The organism is Pseudomonas sp. NFACC10-1, from assembly GCF_900119195.1.
GTDB classification, from domain to species: Bacteria; Pseudomonadota; Gammaproteobacteria; order Pseudomonadales; family Pseudomonadaceae; genus Aquipseudomonas; species Aquipseudomonas cerasi.
Genome location: NZ_FPJB01000002.1, coordinates 436,808 through 452,986 on the forward strand (window position 1 = coordinate 436,808; position 16,179 = coordinate 452,986).

At 59.4% G+C, this 16,179-nt stretch carries 15 protein-coding genes; 10 read left to right on the forward strand and 5 right to left on the reverse strand.

All coding sequences use genetic code 11. The features are described from left to right. Positions 1-163: 163 nt before the first annotated feature. Together trxA and BT119_RS06565 are read right to left on the reverse strand one after the other, a co-directional pair. Positions 164-493, reverse strand: coding sequence for a thioredoxin TrxA (gene trxA / locus BT119_RS06560; RefSeq protein ID WP_003365837.1), 330 nt, complete (start codon positions 491-493; stop codon positions 164-166). Between the two features lie 121 nt (positions 494-614). After that, complete coding sequence (locus BT119_RS06565; RefSeq protein WP_003365835.1) at positions 615-1,319, reverse strand: FadR/GntR family transcriptional regulator; 705 nt, start codon at positions 1,317-1,319, stop codon at positions 615-617. A 250-nt stretch (positions 1,320-1,569) separates the two neighbouring features. Here BT119_RS06565 and BT119_RS06570 point away from each other — a divergent pair, with 250 nt between their 5' ends. From BT119_RS06570 to ppx, 5 genes are all read left to right on the forward strand, one after another. Continuing rightward, complete coding sequence (locus tag BT119_RS06570) at positions 1,570-2,355, forward strand: transporter substrate-binding domain-containing protein (protein WP_003432256.1); 786 nt, start codon at positions 1,570-1,572, stop codon at positions 2,353-2,355. 29 nt (positions 2,356-2,384) lie between these two features. After that, the gene (locus BT119_RS06575; RefSeq protein WP_003365831.1) at positions 2,385-3,050 is read left to right on the forward strand and encodes an amino acid ABC transporter permease; all 666 of its coding nucleotides are present in this window, start codon (positions 2,385-2,387) and stop codon (positions 3,048-3,050) included. After that, positions 3,047-3,697 carry an amino acid ABC transporter permease gene (locus tag BT119_RS06580; protein ID WP_175550559.1) on the forward strand — a complete coding sequence of 217 codons (651 nt, stop codon included), beginning with the start codon at positions 3,047-3,049 and terminating at the stop codon, positions 3,695-3,697. The genes BT119_RS06575 and BT119_RS06580 overlap by 4 nt, the downstream gene beginning before the upstream one ends. Then, complete coding sequence (locus BT119_RS06585; RefSeq protein ID WP_003432251.1) at positions 3,684-4,418, forward strand: amino acid ABC transporter ATP-binding protein; 735 nt, start codon at positions 3,684-3,686, stop codon at positions 4,416-4,418. Before BT119_RS06580 ends, BT119_RS06585 begins: the two co-directional genes overlap by 14 nt. 706 nt (positions 4,419-5,124) lie before the next feature. Continuing rightward, positions 5,125-6,627 carry an exopolyphosphatase gene (ppx, locus tag BT119_RS06590; RefSeq protein WP_003367359.1) on the forward strand — a complete coding sequence of 501 codons (1,503 nt, stop codon included), beginning with the start codon at positions 5,125-5,127 and terminating at the stop codon, positions 6,625-6,627. On the opposite strand, the gene ppk1 is transcribed toward ppx, so the two are convergent. Then, complete coding sequence (ppk1, locus tag BT119_RS06595; protein WP_003432250.1) at positions 6,614-8,824, reverse strand: polyphosphate kinase 1; 2,211 nt, start codon at positions 8,822-8,824, stop codon at positions 6,614-6,616. The genes ppx and ppk1 overlap by 14 nt on opposite strands. A gap of 16 nt (positions 8,825-8,840) precedes the next feature. Next, positions 8,841-9,851, reverse strand: a complete 1,011-nt coding sequence (gene hemB / locus BT119_RS06600) for a porphobilinogen synthase (protein ID WP_003432248.1) — start codon at positions 9,849-9,851, stop codon at positions 8,841-8,843. A gap of 231 nt (positions 9,852-10,082) precedes the next feature. Between hemB and BT119_RS06605 the strand changes: the two genes are divergently transcribed. From BT119_RS06605 to BT119_RS06625, 5 genes are all read left to right on the forward strand, one after another. Next, the gene (locus tag BT119_RS06605; RefSeq protein WP_003367362.1) at positions 10,083-10,745 is read left to right on the forward strand and encodes a DedA family protein; all 663 of its coding nucleotides are present in this window, start codon (positions 10,083-10,085) and stop codon (positions 10,743-10,745) included. A 208-nt stretch (positions 10,746-10,953) separates the two neighbouring features. Beyond that, positions 10,954-11,622 (forward strand): isoprenoid biosynthesis glyoxalase ElbB, encoded by a 669-nt coding sequence (gene elbB, locus BT119_RS06610; RefSeq protein ID WP_003432245.1) that lies wholly within the window; start codon positions 10,954-10,956, stop codon positions 11,620-11,622. Between the two features lie 120 nt (positions 11,623-11,742). After that, positions 11,743-12,801 (forward strand): PA0069 family radical SAM protein, encoded by a 1,059-nt coding sequence (locus tag BT119_RS06615; RefSeq protein WP_003432244.1) that lies wholly within the window; start codon positions 11,743-11,745, stop codon positions 12,799-12,801. Between the two features lie 207 nt (positions 12,802-13,008). Further along, positions 13,009-13,749, forward strand: a complete 741-nt coding sequence (locus tag BT119_RS06620) for a carbonic anhydrase (RefSeq protein ID WP_003432243.1) — start codon at positions 13,009-13,011, stop codon at positions 13,747-13,749. 104 nt (positions 13,750-13,853) lie between these two features. Continuing rightward, positions 13,854-15,386, forward strand: a complete 1,533-nt coding sequence (locus BT119_RS06625; protein ID WP_072365149.1) for a SulP family inorganic anion transporter — start codon at positions 13,854-13,856, stop codon at positions 15,384-15,386. Positions 15,387-15,505: 119 nt separating this feature from the next. Here the strand turns inward: BT119_RS06625 and BT119_RS06630 are convergent, their stop codons facing one another. Continuing rightward, positions 15,506-16,156, reverse strand: a complete 651-nt coding sequence (locus BT119_RS06630; protein WP_003367366.1) for a hypothetical protein — start codon at positions 16,154-16,156, stop codon at positions 15,506-15,508. Positions 16,157-16,179: the final 23 nt, after the last annotated feature.

A 16,179-nucleotide genomic window follows, 5' to 3' on the forward strand; every position in this document is an offset into this window, starting at 1 on the left:
AGAAGGCGACAGGATCGCGTACTAAATCGAAAGGAGAGCGTCGGCGACGGCTAGCAGGGGGCAACGGAGAAGCCGTTGCGGGGCCGAATGTACCACCTGATTTTCCAGGCGTCTAGTACGACACCCGAAAAAAACCCCGCGATTTGCGGGGCTTTGAAACGCCTCAGATGTTGGCGTCGAGGAACGCAGCCAGCTGCGACTTCGACAGGGCGCCGACTTTGGTCGCTTCAACATTGCCGTTCTTGAACAGCATCAGCGTAGGGATACCGCGAACACCATGCTTGGCAGGAGTGTCCTGGTTTTCATCGATGTTCAACTTGGCAACAGTCAGCTTGCCTTCGTAGGTGCTGGCGATTTCGTCCAGAACCGGGGCAATCATTTTGCAAGGGCCACACCATTCAGCCCAATAGTCAACAAGCACAGGACCCTGAGCCTTGAGTACTTCGGCTTCAAAGGTGGCGTCGGTGACGTGTTTGATAAGGTCGCTACTCATGGAAGTCTCCGAGTTCATAGGCTAAAAACGACGCTCATCATAGCGGGCCTCAGGTGATTCAGGAAGCGAAGGTTCATTGAGTCTGACTATGATGAGCCATGACTGCAGTTATGGCCGGCGTTCAGTTGGCGGGCGAAACGAACACGATACCGGTGCGCAGTGCCGCGCCACGAATATGGTCCTGCATGGCCTTTTGCGCAGGCCCTGACGCATGTCGGGCCAGCGCGCGAAGGATCTTGCGGTGCTCCTGCCAGGTTTCCATGACCCTAGCCGCCCGGATGAACGGCATCTTCTGGCTTTCCAGAAAGATGTCGGCCCCGGCAGTCACGATCCCGAGCATCGCCTGATTGCCGCTGGCGACCAGAATGTGCCGATGAAACTCGAAGTCGAGCCGCGCCGCAGCCTCGAAGTCACCGGCACGCAGCTCCAGGCGCATGGCTTCGACGTTGTCCTCCAGCACATCCCGCTCGTCGGCGGTCAGGGTCACCGCTGCCATTCCCGCAGCAAAACCTTCCAGTGCATAGCGCAACTGAAAGGTGTCGGCCGGGGAAACCTGAGCTTCATAAGGCCAGGAAAAACCACCTGTGCGCTGTTCTGGTTCAGAAATCGACTGCACGAAGACGCCTTTGCCGGGCTGGACACTGACCACTCCGAGTGCGCTGAGCGATGACAAGGCTTCACGCAGGGACGCCCGACTGACCCCCAGCAAAACCGCCAGATCGCGTTGCGACGGCAGGCTCTCGCCGGGCTTGTACCCTTGCTCGGCGATCAATTTGCGAATGGCCCGGAGGGCTGATTCGGGTACTGCGAGTGAAGTGTGCGGCATCACTGTTCAGGCCAGTCAGTCCAGTAAAAATCCCTTTTATCGCCATCTCGAACATTCGGCAAGCGACGCCCAGCACTGGGGCAGCAAGGCTTTAAAGCGCGCCAAAGCAGGGCGAGGCCTCCTCCAACTGGTCAGACCAGTAAGACCATAAATGCGCTGCAAACCTTGATTCATGGCAGGTAATGACCGAATGGCATGCGCTGTGCACTGGAGACAGGCCAACACCTTTCGTTTCGCCCGGAGACTTCATATGACCAAGCGTTACAGCGCCCTGCTTACTGCACTGTTTGCCAGTCTGATGCTGAGCCAGACACCCGCCCACGCCAACGGCCTGGACGACGTTGTAGCGCGCGGCACCCTCAAGGTGGCCGTTCCGCAGGACTTCCCGCCATTCGGCTCGGTCGGCCCCGACATGAAACCGCGCGGCCTGGACATCGACACCGCACAACTGCTGGCCGACAAGCTGAAGGTCAAGCTGGAACTGACCCCGGTCAACAGCACCAACCGCATTCCGTTCCTGACCACCGGCAAGGTCGACCTGGTGATCTCCAGCCTGGGCAAGAACCCGGACCGCGAAAAAGTCATCGACTTCTCACGCGCCTATGCACCGTTCTACCTGGCGGTATTCGGTCCACCTGATTCGCCGGTCAAGGACATCGCGGACCTGAAAGGCAAGACCATCAGCGTCACCCGTGGTGCTATCGAAGACATCGAGCTGTCGAAAGTGGCTCCGGAAGGCGCGGTCATCAAGCGCTTCGAAGACAACAACTCCACCATCGCAGCCTATCTGGCCGGTCAGACCGACCTGATTGCCAGCGGCAACGTGGTGATGGTCGCGATCAGCGAGCGCAATCCCAAGCGCATCCCGGCACTGAAAGTGAAACTCAAGGACTCGCCCGTGTATGTCGGCGTGAACAAGGGTCAGCCGGAACTGTTGGGCAAGGTCGATGAGATTCTGAATGCCGCCAAGGCTGACGGCTCGCTGGAAAATGCTTCCCAGAAATGGCTGAAGCAACCGCTGCCTGCCGATCTCTGATCACTGCTTTCCGGTAACAGGATTCACCAATGGCTTATCACTTCGACTTTACACCGGTCCTGCAGAGCATCGATCTGCTGTTGCGCGGGGCTTTGTTCACGCTGGAACTGACGGCCATTGGCACCCTGCTGGGCGTCAGTCTCGGTATTGTCGGTGCCGTCGTGAGGGCCTGGAAGATTCAGCCTTTTGCGACGATCTTTGCCATCTATGTCGAGCTGATCCGCAACACACCGTTTCTGGTCCAGCTGTTCTTCATTTTCTTCGGTCTGCCGTCGCTGGGCGTGCAGATCACGGAATGGCAGGCAGCGGTGCTGGCGATGGTCATCAACCTGGGTGCCTACTCGACCGAAATCGTGCGGGCGGGTATCCAGGCGATTCCCAAGGGTCAGCTTGAAGCGTCGGCTGCGCTGGCAATGAACCGTTACGAAGCCTTTCGCCACGTAGTGCTGGTTCCGGCGCTGGGCAAGGTCTGGCCGGCACTGAGCAGCCAGATCATCATCGTCATGCTGGGCTCGTCGGTCTGCTCGCAGATTGCCACTGAAGAACTGAGCTTCTTTGCCAACTTCATTCAGTCACGCAACTTCCGCTCGTTCGAAACCTACATTGTGACCACGCTGATCTACCTGGCCATGGCGCTGCTGATCCGGCAACTGCTGGCCTGGATCGGGCGTCGCTACATCTCGAGGAACAGCTGATGGATTTCACCCTCTGGGACATCGTGCGCAATCTGCTGATCGGCCTGCAATGGACCGTGGCCTTGTCGCTGGTGGCCTTCATCGGCGGCGGGCTGATCGGCTTGCTGATCATGGGCATGCGCACCTCGGAAAAATCCGGCCCGCGCGTGACCGCGAAACTCTATATAGAACTGTTTCAGGGCACGCCGCTGTTGATGCAGTTGTTTCTGGTGTTCTTCGGCGTCGCCATGATGGGCATGAACATTTCGCCCTGGGCTGCGGCGGCACTGGCCTTGACGCTGTTTACCAGCGCCTACCTTGCGGAAATCTGGCGTGGCTGCGTCGAATCGATTTCCAAGGGCCAGTGGGAAGCATCCGCGAGTCTGGCGCTGACCCCATTCGAGCAGATGCGTTACGTGATTCTGCCGCAGGCGTTGCGCATCGCGGTCGCGCCGACGGTCGGCTTTTCCGTGCAGGTGGTCAAAGGCACTGCAGTGACGTCGATCATCGGTTTCACCGAACTGACCAAGACCGGCAGCATGCTGGCCAACGCTACGTTCGAACCTTTCATGGTCTATGGCTTCGTTGCTCTGGGCTACTTCATCCTGTGCTACCCCTTGTCGCTGTGCGCGCGCCATCTGGAAAGGAGACTGCATGCCTCTGCTTAGAATTTCCGCCCTGCATAAATACTATGGCGATCATCACGTACTCAAAGGCATCGATCTGTCGGTCGAAGAAGGCCAGGTCGTGGCGATCATCGGTCGCAGCGGCTCGGGCAAAAGCACCCTGTTGCGCACGCTCAACGGTCTGGAGTCGATCAACGATGGTGTGATCGAGGTCGATGGCGAATACCTGGACGCCGCGCGCGCCGACCTGCGCACGCTGCGCCAGAAGGTCGGCATGGTGTTCCAGCAGTTCAACCTGTTCCCGCACCTGAGCGTGGGTGAGAACGTCATGCTTGCGCCGCAGGTCGTGCAGAAAGTACCGAAGGCCGAGGCCGCCAAACTGGCGAGGAAGATGCTCGAACGCGTCGGGCTGGGCGAGAAGTTCGACGCCTTCCCGGATCGCCTGTCCGGTGGTCAACAGCAACGCGTAGCGATTGCCCGCGCGCTGGCGATGTCGCCAAAGGTATTGCTGTGCGACGAAATCACCTCGGCACTGGACCCGGAGCTGGTCAACGAAGTGCTCAGCGTGGTGCGCCAGTTGGCAGCCGATGGCATGACCCTGATCATGGTCACCCACGAAATGCGCTTCGCGCGTGAAGTGGGTGACAAGCTGGTGTTCATGCACCAGGGCAAGGTGCACGAAGTGGGCGATCCGAAAGAACTCTTCGCCAACCCGAAAACCCCGGAACTGGCGAACTTCATCGGCACAGTGGAGCACGCCTGAGGCTGAACGCAGAGCGTCCGGAACAGCATGCGCACACGGAGCATCGATAGTGGTCTTGCGCGCACCTATCGTTCCTCACGCTCCGCGTGGGAATGCAGTTCGTGACGCTCTGCGTCACAGCTACATGCTGTATCGGGCTGGACAGAAATCTTGGTGGGAGTGAGCTTGCTCACGAAGACTTTGGTCCAAACGCCATATTTTCAGGGGCTGCACCGGCCTCTTCGCGAGCAAGCTCGCTCCCACGAAAACGTGTGTGTAACGCTGAGCGCGGAGCATGTTGCGGGCACTCATCGTTCCTCACGCTCCGCGTGGGAATGCATTTCGTGACGCTCCGCGTCACAGCTGCATGCTGTATAGGGCTGGACAGAAATCTTGGTGGGAGTGAGCTTGCTCACAAAGGCGTTGGTCCAAACACCATATCTCCGGGGGCTGCACCGGCCTCTTCGCGAGCAAGCTCGCTCCCACGAAGACTGTGTATTACGCTGAGCCCGGCGCATAGACACGATGGCGTCTTAGGGATACCTCTCGTTCTGCACGCTTTAGCGTGGCAATGCATTTTGGTGAAGCTCTGCGTCACATGGCATTGATAGCCATACGCCACGCGCGCGAGTAATACCGGGTATTTCCGGTGCCTGAACAGCTTCGCGTTGGCGGCAAGCATGGATCGTGGCACGATGGTCCGGTTATCGAACCGGATTTCCTGACCATGCCGCACTCAACACCCAAGAATTTTTCACTGATCGCCGCTATCGACCTGGGCTCCAACAGCTTTCATATGGTTGTGGCAAAAGCCAATCAGGGCGAGATTCGCATTCTTGAGCGCCTGGGCGAGAAGGTGCAGTTGGCCGCTGGCATCGACGAAGAGCGCCAGCTGACCGAAGAATCCATGCAACGCGGTCTCGACTGCCTGAAACGTTTCGCCCAGTTGATCAACGGGCTGCCGCTCGGTGCGGTACGCATCGTGGGTACCAATGCCCTGCGCGAGGCGCGTAACCGCAACGACTTCATTCACCGCGCCGAAGAAATCCTCGGCCACCCGGTGGAAGTGATTTCCGGCCGCGAGGAAGCGCGCCTCATTTATCTGGGCGTCTCCCACACGCTGGCCGATACCCCGGGCAAACGTCTGGTCGCCGACATCGGCGGCGGCAGTACCGAATTCATCATCGGCCAGCGCTTCGAGCCGCTGCTGCGTGAAAGCCTGCAGATGGGCTGCGTGAGTTTTACCCAGCGCTACTTCCGCGACGGCAAGGTGACACCGGCCCGTTATGCTCAGGCCTACACCGCTGCCCGTCTGGAAATCATGAGCATCGAACACGCACTGCATCGCCTCAAGTGGGATGAAGCGATTGGTTCGTCAGGCACCATTCGTGCTATCGGCCTGGCGCTCAAGGCCAATGGTTACGGCGCTGGCGAGGTCAACGCCGAAGGGCTGGCCTGGCTCAAGCGCAAGCTGTTCAAGCTGGGTGATGTGGAAAAGATCGACTTCGACGGCATCAAGCCCGACCGTCGCGCCATTTTCCCCGCAGGCCTGGCGATTCTCGAAGCCATCTTCGACGCCCTCGAACTCAAGCGCATGGATCACTGCGAAGGTGCCCTGCGTGAAGGCGTGCTGTATGACCTGATGGGCCGCCATCATCATGAAGACGTCCGTGAGCGTACGCTCAGCTCGCTGATGGAGCGTTATCACGTCGATCTGGAACAGGCGGCACGCGTCGAAGCCAAGGCGCTGCACGCACTGGAGCAAGTCGCCGAGAGCTGGGAATTACAGCACGAGAGCTACGCCGAACTGCTGAGCTGGGCGGCCAAGGTGCACGAAATCGGCCTGGACATCGCCCACTATCACTACCACAAGCACGGCGCGTACCTGATCGAGCACTCCGACCTGGCCGGTTTCTCACGCGAAGACCAGCAAATGCTCGCACTGCTGGTGCGCGGTCATCGCCGTAATATTCCCAAGGACAAGTTCGCCGATTTCGGCGACGAAGGCATCAAGCTGATTCGCTTGTGCGTGCTGTTGCGCTTTGCGATTCTGTTTCACCACATTCGCGGCACCCAAGAGATGCCACGTGTGGTGTTGCGTGCCGACGGCCCGAATCTGGACGCCGAATTCCCGAAAGGCTGGCTGGACAACAACCAGCTGACTCAGGCCGACTTCGCCCTGGAAGCGGAGTGGCTGACCCGAGTCGGCATCGTCTTCAGCGTACGCTGAGGACCGGGTTGCTCAGGCGCTCCAAAAGGGTCGCCTGGGCGCTTCGCGGGTTCTGATTACCGGTCGGCGTGCTGCGCACGTAACGCCCGTCCGGCTGCAACAGCCAGCTGTGGGTGTTGTCGGTCAGATAGCTTTCCAGTTCCTTTTTCACACGCAGAATCAGCTTCTTGCCTTCCACCGGGAAGCAGGTCTCGACGCGCTTGTCGAGGTTGCGCTCCATCCAGTCGGCACTCGACAGGAACATCTGCTCGTCGCCGCCGTTAAGGAAGTAGAACACTCGCGTGTGTTCCAGGAAGCGGCCGATGATCGAGCGCACATGGATATTGTGCGAAACCCCGGCGATGCCCGGACGCAGACAGCACATGCCGCGCACCACCAGATCGATGCGTACTCCGGACTGGCTGGCCTTGTACAACGCCCGGATGATCTTCGGATCGGTCAGCGAGTTGAACTTGGCGATGATGTGCGCAGGCTTGCCGTCGAGCGCAAATTGCGTCTCGCGGGCGATCATGTCGAGCATGCCTTTCTTGAGCGTGAACGGCGCATGCAGCAGCTTCTTCATGCGCAGCGTCTTGCCCATGCCGATCAACTGGCTGAACAGTTTGCCGACGTCTTCGCACAACGCGTCATCGGAGGTCAGCAAGCTGTAGTCGGTATACAGACGCGCGTTACCGGCGTGGTAGTTGCCGGTCCCGAGATGCGCATAACGCACGATCTCGCCCGCTTCGCGACGCAGAATCAACATCATCTTGGCGTGGGTCTTGAAGCCGACCACGCCGTAGATCACCACTGCACCGGCGGCCTGCAGACGGCTGGCCAGTTGCAGGTTGGACTCTTCGTCGAAACGCGCACGCAGCTCGATCACCGCAGTGACTTCCTTACCGTTACGCGCGGCATCGACCAGCGCATCGACGATTTCCGAGTTAGCGCCGCTGCGATACAGCGTCTGGCGTACCGCAAGCACGTGCGGGTCTTTTGCCGCCTGGCGCAGCAGGTCGACCACTGGCGTGAAGGACTCGAAAGGGTGCAGCAACAGGATGTCCTGTTTGCTGACCACGCTGAAAACGTTTTCGCTGTTCTGCAGCAGCTTGGGAATGGCTGGCGTGAACGGCGGGTATTGCAATTCGGGGTGGCTGTCCAGGCCGGTGATGCTGAACAGACGTGTCAGGTTGACCGGACCATTCACCTGATACAGCTCGGACTCGTTCAGGTTGAACTGCTTGAGCAGGTAGTCCGACAGGTGTTTCGGGCAGGTATCCGCCACTTCCAGACGTACCGCATCACCATAGCGACGCGAGAACAACTCGCCACGCAGTGCGCGCGCCAGGTCTTCCACATCTTCGGAGTCCAGCGCCAGGTCGGCGTTTCGGGTCAGGCGGAACTGGTAGCAGCCCTTGACCTTCATACCCTGAAACAGATCGTCAGCGTGGGCGTGGATCATCGACGACAGGAACACGAAGTTGTCGCCAGGCCCGCAGACATCTTCCGGCACTTTGATCACACGCGGCAGCAGACGCGGCGCGGGAATGATCGCAAGACCGGAGTCGCGCCCGAAGGCATCGATACCTTCAAGCTCGACGATGAAGTTCAGGCTCTTGTTGACCAGCAACGGGAACGGGTGCGTCGGATCGAGACCGATCGGGGTGATGATCGGCGCGATCTCGTCGCGGAAATAGCGTCGTACCCAGGCCTTGAGCTTGGCCGTCCAGTGACGGCGGCGAATGAAGCGGACCTGATGTTTCTCCAGTTCCGGCAGCAGAATGTCGTTGAGGATCGCGTACTGACGATCCACGTGACCGTGTACCAGTTCGCTGATCCTGGCCAGCGCCTGATGCGGCTGCAGACCATCGGCGCCCGCCTGTTCGCGGGCAAAGGTGATCTGTTTCTTCAGGCCCGCAACACGAATCTCGAAGAACTCATCGAGGTTGCTGGAGAAGATCAGCAGAAACTTCAGCCGCTCCAGCAATGGGTAGGACTCATCGAGCGCCTGTTCCAGAACCCGGATATTGAACTGCAGTTGCGACAGTTCACGGTGGATATACAGGCTGCTGTCGTCCAGGTTCGGGGCGACGATAGCGGGCACCGCAGCGGCGGGTGCCTCGATGGCCGGGATTACTTCGATGTCAGGTTCGACCACGGGCGTTGCCTCCGGGACATCGACTTGAACAGCGGCTTCGATGAGTGCTTCGGTATTCATGAATGTTCCTGTGAGGCTATTGCCCCTTCAACAGTTGAGCGGCGCGGACAGCAAAGTAGGTAAGGATGCCGTCGGCACCGGCGCGTTTGAAGGCAGTGAGGGATTCGAGAATCACCCCTTCACTCAGCCAACCGTTCTGGATTGCGGCCATGTGCATCGCGTATTCACCGCTGACCTGATAAACAAAGGTCGGCACTTTGAACTCATCCTTGACCCTGTACAGAATGTCCAGATAAGGCATGCCAGGCTTGACCATGACCATGTCGGCGCCTTCGGCAAGGTCGGCTGCCACTTCGTGCAGGGCCTCGCTGCTGTTGGCCGGGTCCATCTGATAAGAGGCCTTGTTGGCCTTGCCCAGATTCAGCGAAGAACCCACCGCGTCACGGAACGGACCGTAGTAGGCACTGGCGTACTTGGCCGAATAGGCCATGATCCTGACATTCACATGCCCGGCCAGCTCCAGAGACTCGCGGATGGCCTGAATGCGACCGTCCATCATGTCCGACGGCGCGACCACCTGAGCACCGGCATCGGCGTGCGACAGCGCCTGCTTCACCAGCGCGTCGACGGTGATGTCGTTCTGAACATAGCCCTCTTCGTCGAGGATGCCGTCCTGACCATGGGTGGTGAACGGGTCCAGCGCCACATCAGTGATGACGCCCAGCTCCGGGAAACGGTCACGCAGGGCGCGGGTCGCGCGCTGGGCGATGCCGTCCGGGTTCCAGGCTTCGGCACCGTCGAGGGATTTCTTTTCCGGCGGTGTCACCGGGAACAGCGCCAGCGCAGGGATACCCAACGCGACCCAGTGTTCGGCTTCCTTGAGCAACAGATCCACACTCAAGCGCTCGACGCCGGGCATCGAGGCGATGGATTCACGACGGTTTTCACCATCGAGGACAAATACGGGAAGAATCAGATCGTCGACAGTGACAACGTTTTCACGCACCAGCCTACGGGAAAAGTCGTCGCGGCGATTACGGCGCAGACGAGTGAGAGGAAACAGGCGGTTGGCGGGGGTAAAGCTCACGGCGAGACTCCTGAGCCCGCTTACGCGGGCAAGCGCGACAGTTATAAGCCGCCATTATGACCAATGTGTGACAGTCATGGTTCGACCTGCGACTGCACGTCGCGGTCACGGCCTTCAAGGGGATACGACCATTGTGGTTGCAAGAATCTTTAACGTCGAGACACATATGGACACTTTCATGATTGCCTTGGGCGCGTTAGGCTGCGCGTTCATTTCGCCAGCATCCAGACAATGCTCCAGAATTTCTTGAACGAATTCGGCTACTTTGCCCTGTTCCTCGGCACCTTTTTTGAAGGCGAGACCATTCTGGTTCTTGCCGGATTCCTGGCGTTTCGCGGATACATGGACCTCAACATCGTCATCCTCGTGGCCTTTTGTGGCAGTTATGCGGGTGACCAGTTGTGGTATTTCATGGGGCGCAAGCACGGCCGCAAGCTCCTGGCGCGCAAGCCTCGCTGGCAACTCATGGGCGACAAGGCCCTGCGGCTGGTCCGCAAACACCCGGATATCTGGGTATTGAGCTTCCGCTTCGTGTACGGGCTGCGAACGGTCATGCCCGTGGCCATCGGCCTGTCAGGTTATCCACCCGGGCGTTATCTTCTGCTGAACGGTATCGGCGCAGCTGTCTGGGCTGCGGCGCTGGGTTCGGCTGCTTACCACTTCGGCGCGGTTCTCGAAGGCTTGCTGGGCAACGTCAAGAAATATGAACTCTGGGTGCTGGGCGCGCTGGTACTGCTGGGGCTGGCCCTGTGGATACGCAGACGCATCAAGAACGCCCGCATCGCCCGTGAAGAGCGTGCAGAAAAGAGCCGCTTCTGCGCATCGGCAGCGGCCTCCGACCTGGAAACGCCGGTCACCGTGCCCGTCGATCTGACGAAAAAGTCCGACGAATAAACTCCCCCGTACCTCTCCCGAGCGCAGGCTGACAGGCCTCGCTCGGCGACAGCGCACAGACGCTGCAGACCTCGCGACCACCACCCTCCCCATGCACCTTGTGCGCAGCCAGCAATCCCTCAACTGAACACTCGGCCCGCAAAGCGATCAACTGAACAGACAAATTAAAAGAAGCCTTAGGTTGCTCAAGCACAAGGAGCCGAAATCGATGCAGAAAAAAGTGGCTGTAATCCTCTCCGGCTGTGGCGTCTACGACGGTGCCGAGATTCACGAAAGCGTTCTTACCCTGTTGCGCCTGGATCAGCGCGGTGCGCAGGTTCAGTGCTTCGCGCCTGACATCACTCAGCATCACGTCATCAATCACCTGAGCGGTGAGGAAATGCCCGAGTCGCGCAATGTACTGGTCGAGTCTGCGCGCATTGCACGGGGCGAAGTGAAAGACATCCGCGAGGCGAATGCCGAAGACTTTGACGCCCTGATCATCCCGGGCGGTTTCGGCTCGGCAAAGAATCTTTCCGACCTTGCCCTGCAAGGCCATGCCTGCCAGGTCGAAGCCGGGTTGCTGGAGCTCGCCGAGGCGTTTGCCGAAGCCGGCAAACCGGTCGGGCTGATCTGCATCACCCCGGCACTTGCGGCCAAGATCTATGGTCCCGGCGTGACCTGCACCATCGGTAACGACCCTGAAACCGCCGCGGCCATCACCAAAATGGGTGGCAGTCATTCAGAATGCGCCGTCGATGACATCGTCGAGGACGAAGCGCGAAAACTGGTCAGCACGCCTGCCTATATGGTCGCCAAAAGCATCAGCGAGGCGGCCTCGGGCATCAATAAGCTGGTTGACCGTGTGCTGGAGCTGACTCACGAGGGCGATGCCTGACCGTCGCCCTGTCTGCAAAATACCGCCCGTCAGGCGAGCGGTGTTTTGCAGGCCGACCTTAGTGATCCATCCGGGCTTTATGCTGTACTGTACGCATGAACAGTATACGAGTAATGCCAGATGTCCAGCCTCTATCCGGTTCGTGGCCGAGGTACTGCCAGCAATCCGCATAACCGTTTCGCACCCAGTCAATCAGTGGCTGAAGACGATGGCTGGTATCAGGAAGTGCCACTCACGCAAGGCACCCAGGTCACCAGCGAAACAGCCAAAAGCATAATCACCCGCAACAGCTCGCCGGATATCCCCTTTGACAGGTCGATCAACCCTTACCGGGGCTGCGAGCACGGCTGCATCTATTGTTTCGCCAGACCCAGCCATGCCTATTGGGACATGTCTCCCGGCCTGGACTTCGAGACCAAGCTGATCGCCAAGACCAACGCGGCGGCGTTGCTCGAGCAACAGCTCTCCAAACCCGGCTACCGCTGCGCGCCCATCACCCTCGGGGCCAACACCGACCCCTACCAGCCGATCGAACGGGAGTACCGCATCACCCGGGCGACGCTTGAGGTGTTGCTGCGCTATCGGCATCCGGTCAGCATCATTACCAAAGGTTCGCTGATCCTGCGCGACCTGGATCTGCTGGCAGAAATGGCCAGGCTGCGGCTGGTGTCGGTCTTCATCAGCCTGACGACGCTGGATGACGAGCTCAAATGCATCCTCGAACCCAGGGCAGCGGCGCCCAAGGCTCGCCTGCGGGCCATTCGGGTATTGCGTCAGGCAGGTGTCCCGGTCGGCGTGCTGTGTGCGCCGATGATCCCGATGATCAATGACAGCGAGCTGGAGGCGCTACTGAGCGAAGCGAAGGCTGCGGGCGCCCTGAGCGCCAGCTACGTCATGCTGCGCCTGCCGCTGGAAGTCGCGCCGCTGTTCGACGAGTGGTTGAAGACACATTACCCGCAACGCGCCGATCATGTGATGAGTCTGATTCGTCAAAGTCGCGGCGGAGCCGTGTACGACAGCACATTTGGGTCTCGAATGCGTGGCGAAGGACCGTTTGCCGACCTGCTGGCTCAACGCTATGCCTTGGCAATCAAACGACTCGGATTGAACAAACGTGGTGGATTTGCACTCGATTGCGATGCGTTTTGTCCGCCGGGAGGACAAATGTCGCTGCTGTGATGAACTTGGTACTATCGTGCAAACCCGCGTCCCAGAGCCATCGCATTCAGTTTCGTTTAAGCTTCGGCGATTAGTCTGTTACTCGGAGTGTCATCAGCGATAGCGCTCAAGGGATTTGTTCGTGATGCCCTTCAGAGAGGGATCACATCCGGCTCTGGTCAAACAGGCATGAAGAATCCACATCAATTCGTCAGAGAGGATGAAGACATGACAGACATCGGTAAACAGCATTCGGCTACGTCGTCCAGCACATCAAGCCATTCAGACAGCGCCGACGTAGCGTTGAAACATATCGTCGATGGCTTTGTACATTTCCGTAACGAGGTCTTCCCCCAGCAGGAAGAGCTGTTCAAGAAGCTGGCGACTGCCCAATCGCCACGGGCCATGTTCATCACCTGCGCCGACTCGCGCATCGTGCCCGAATTGATCACCCAAAGTTCGCCTGGCGACCTGTTCGTCACGCGTAACGTCGGCAACGTCGTCCCGCCGTATGGCCAGATGAACGGCGGCGTGTCCACCGCTCTGGAATACGCAGTAGTTGCACTGGGCGTGCAGCACATCATCGTTTGCGGACACTCTGACTGCGGCGCCATGCGCGCAGTGCTCAACCCTGACAGCCTGGACAAGATGCCTACGGTAAAAGCCTGGTTGCGTCATGCCGAGGTTGCCCGCACGGTAGTCGAGCAGAACTGCAGCTGCAGCGGCGAACTGGAAACCATGCAGGTCCTGACTCAGGAAAACGTGATTTCCCAGTTGCAACACCTGCGCACCCACCCTTCGGTCGCAGCAAAAATGGCCAGCGGCCAATTGTTCATTCACGGCTGGGTCTACAGCATCGAAACCAGCGAAATCCTGGCTTATGACGCCGAGCTCGATCGTTTCATACCGCTCGACGGTTCGGGACCGACGCCGATGGCTTCACCGAAAGCACGCTTTTCAGCCGACTGATCACCAGTCCGACTGACGGCAAGCCCTTCTTTATCAGCTGATGGCGGCTGCGCAGGATGCGCGTCGCCCGTCTTGCCTCGTCTGAAGAATTCCGGAGAAGCGTCATGGGTATTACAGCATTGAAAACCGCTTTACCACGTGAGCTGCTCGCTTCCGTGGTCGTGTTCCTGGTCGCCCTGCCGCTGTGCATGGGGATCGCCATCGCATCCGGCATGCCTCCGGCCAAAGGTCTGATCACCGGCATCGTGGGCGGGCTGGTAGTCGGCTGGATAGCCGGTTCTCCGTTGCAGGTCAGCGGACCCGCAGCCGGTCTGGCAGTACTGGTTTTTGAAGTGGTACGCGAGCACGGCATGGCCATGCTGGGTCCTATTCTGGTACTCGCCGGGTTGCTTCAGCTGCTGGCAGGTCGATTCAAGCTTGGCTGCTGGTTCCGGGTCACGGCGCCTGCGGTGGTCTATGGCATGCTCGCCGGTATCGGCGTGTTGATCGTACTGTCACAGGCACACGTGATGTTCGACAGCGGTCCCAAACCTTCCGGGCTGGACAATCTGATCGCCTTCCCTTCCACACTGATCCAGGCCTTCGGACCAGGCACCGGCATGCAGGCCGGTATGCTCGGTCTGGGCACCATGCTGATCATGTGGGGCTGGGAAAAACTTCGTCCGCAGTCTTTGCGCTTCGTACCCGGCGCGCTGCTGGGCGTGGGTATCGCCACCGGCATCAGCCTGTTCATGGCCTTGCAGGTCAAGCGTGTCGAAGTGCCTGACAACCTGGCCGACGCCATCGACTGGCTTCGCCCGGCCGACCTGATGAACCTGGCCGACCCGGCCATTCTGGTTGCCGCTATCGTTGTGGCGTTCATTGCCAGTGCCGAAACGCTGCTTTCTGCCTCGGCAGTTGACCGCATGCACAGTGGCCAGCGTTCGGACTTCGACAAGGAACTCAGCGCTCAAGGCGTGGGCAATATGCTCTGCGGCGTGCTCGGTGCGTTGCCGATGACCGGCGTTATCGTGCGCAGCTCGGCCAATGTTCAGGCCGGTGCCACCACGCGCTTCTCGACGATCTTCCACGGTCTGTGGCTGCTGGCGTTCGTGTTGCTGCTGTCGAGCGTACTGCAGAGTATTCCGGTCGCGAGTCTGGCTGGTGTGCTGGTTTATACCGGTCTGAAGCTGGTCGATCTGAAGGCGTTTCGTGGTCTGGGTCGCTATGGCCGGATGCCGATGTTTACCTATGCGGCGACTGCCGTGGCGATCATCTTCACCGACCTGCTGACCGGTGTACTGGTCGGTTTTGGTCTGACCCTGGTGAAGCTGGCGTTCAAGGCTTCGCGCCTGAAGATCAATGTGGTCGAACTGGCGGGCGAGAAGGAATTCGAGCTGCGTCTGGTCGGTGCCGCAACGTTCCTCAAGGTGCCGGCGCTGACTCAGGCACTGGGCACTATTCCGCAGGGCAGCACGGTGCATGTGCCATTGGGCAATTTGTCCTACATCGACCACTCGTGTCTGGAACTGCTGGAAGAATGGGGTCGTTCCAATGCCGCTCATGGCACCCGGTTGCTTATCGAATCGCGTGGCTTGAAGCGTCGTCTTGAAGGGCGGATCTACACGACAACGGGGATCGGCTCGGGCGCCGCCTGACAGTCGCTACCCTGTTATCACAGCTCTGGGACATGTGAGCCGGATGGGTCTTCGCGTAGCAGCGGAGCGATATCCGGCTCCTTCCATTGCGGGCGAAGACAGTGATTCGGGCCTCTGAATCAGACCGCGGAGCGCTCCAGCTCCAGGCCGACGCCCAATTGCCGTGACAGGCTTGGCCAGCGCTGCCAGGCCGCACCCGTTTCAGGGCTGATCAGCTTCTCGCGGTAGGCCTCGACCGAGTCCAGCGCGAAACTCTCCTCATCAAGCAGCTCATCGACAGCATGGTGAACCGCTTCGTCCAGCTGGTTGGCAAATTGCTCGCCGATCAACTGGTGGGCAATCACGCTGGCAACCGTGGTATTTGACGGTATCAGCGGCTGACCGAAATGCTTGATGTACAGGTCATTCACTTCCTCGACCAGCCGATGCGCCAGATAAGCCTCGTCCAACAGGCTTTCCAGGCCTTCATGCCCATCCATGATGGAAGGCGGGGCCGCGAAAAAATGCTCGGCGATTTTCAACACCGGCTTTATCTGCCCTTCGATCCCGGCGTGCAGCGCGACCTCATGGGCAGCGTCCAGCAGATCGGGGACCAGATCGATATAGGCCGTGACGAAACGCGTCAGTACGTCTTTCGCGTCGACTTCCGGCAGGTGGATGGCGGGATGAAGATGTGGGAGCTTTTGTTCCAACTGTTGCAGCAAGTGGCCGGTCCGGGCCTCATGTTGATGGGCTAGTTGTATCTGCTCGCGCAATGCGGCGGTGTTCATGGCTGCTGGGACTCCTTGAGGCG

What these genes read in the sequence shown, in the direction of transcription:
- trxA (WP_003365837.1), bottom strand. Translation starts at nt 493, where the DNA reads ATGAGTAGCGACCTTATCAAACACGTCACCGACGCCACCTTTGAAGCC.
- BT119_RS06565 (WP_003365835.1), bottom strand. Translation starts at nt 1,319, where the DNA reads ATGCCGCACACTTCACTCGCAGTACCCGAATCAGCCCTCCGGGCCATT.
- BT119_RS06570 (WP_003432256.1), top strand. Translation starts at nt 1,570, where the DNA reads ATGACCAAGCGTTACAGCGCCCTGCTTACTGCACTGTTTGCCAGTCTG.
- BT119_RS06575 (WP_003365831.1), top strand. Translation starts at nt 2,385, where the DNA reads ATGGCTTATCACTTCGACTTTACACCGGTCCTGCAGAGCATCGATCTG.
- BT119_RS06585 (WP_003432251.1), top strand. Translation starts at nt 3,684, where the DNA reads ATGCCTCTGCTTAGAATTTCCGCCCTGCATAAATACTATGGCGATCAT.
- ppx (WP_003367359.1), top strand. Translation starts at nt 5,125, where the DNA reads ATGCCGCACTCAACACCCAAGAATTTTTCACTGATCGCCGCTATCGAC.
- ppk1 (WP_003432250.1), bottom strand. Translation starts at nt 8,824, where the DNA reads ATGAATACCGAAGCACTCATCGAAGCCGCTGTTCAAGTCGATGTCCCG.
- BT119_RS06605 (WP_003367362.1), top strand. Translation starts at nt 10,083, where the DNA reads ATGCTCCAGAATTTCTTGAACGAATTCGGCTACTTTGCCCTGTTCCTC.
- elbB (WP_003432245.1), top strand. Translation starts at nt 10,954, where the DNA reads ATGCAGAAAAAAGTGGCTGTAATCCTCTCCGGCTGTGGCGTCTACGAC.
- BT119_RS06615 (WP_003432244.1), top strand. Translation starts at nt 11,743, where the DNA reads ATGTCCAGCCTCTATCCGGTTCGTGGCCGAGGTACTGCCAGCAATCCG.
- BT119_RS06620 (WP_003432243.1), top strand. Translation starts at nt 13,009, where the DNA reads ATGACAGACATCGGTAAACAGCATTCGGCTACGTCGTCCAGCACATCA.
- BT119_RS06625 (WP_072365149.1), top strand. Translation starts at nt 13,854, where the DNA reads ATGGGTATTACAGCATTGAAAACCGCTTTACCACGTGAGCTGCTCGCT.
- BT119_RS06630 (WP_003367366.1), bottom strand. Translation starts at nt 16,156, where the DNA reads ATGAACACCGCCGCATTGCGCGAGCAGATACAACTAGCCCATCAACAT.